The sequence below is a fragment of the Paraburkholderia sp. JHI2823 genome (genome assembly GCF_038900695.1).
Taxonomy (GTDB): domain Bacteria; phylum Pseudomonadota; class Gammaproteobacteria; order Burkholderiales; family Burkholderiaceae; genus Paraburkholderia; species Paraburkholderia mimosarum.
In genome coordinates, this window is record NZ_JAYMRY010000275.1 from 1 (window position 1) to 443 (window position 443).

At 67.5% G+C, this 443-nt stretch carries 1 pseudogene; it reads right to left on the reverse strand.

The window, feature by feature from the left end:
- Positions 1–443 (reverse strand): annotated as a pseudogene (locus VSR34_RS38660) (M14 family zinc carboxypeptidase); the annotation flags it as partial.

The following is a 443-nucleotide window of genomic DNA, read 5'->3' on the forward strand; positions in this document are numbered from 1 at the left end:
GTCCCACAGAACGCCGTGCAGCAGATACTGGGGGCTTTGCGGCTCGAACGTGTAGCCGTGATGCGGATGCGCGTTTTCGAACATGCTCTGCAACACGTACATTTCGGGCAGATGCTGCATCAGCCGGCGGGTTCGCGCGTACGGAAAACAGAAGCTGACGCTCCAGCCCTAACCGGAATGGCACTCGATCGCGATGCTCAGCGGCCGCGCGGCAAGCTGCGTTGCGACCACTTGCAGCAGCGCGGCCGCCTCGGGGTCCAGCGGCTCGCCCGCCCGGCCGCGATACCAGGGCAGCCACGCGCCGACGCGCTGGCCGCCCGCAAGCAGCGGCCCGCGCGCGTCGGCGTCTTGCGGCGCGTTGCGCATCAGGTCGACGCCGCGCGGATTTGCGCGCGTCGATGCCCACATGCCGCCGGGATTGACGATAGGGCAGAAATATATCC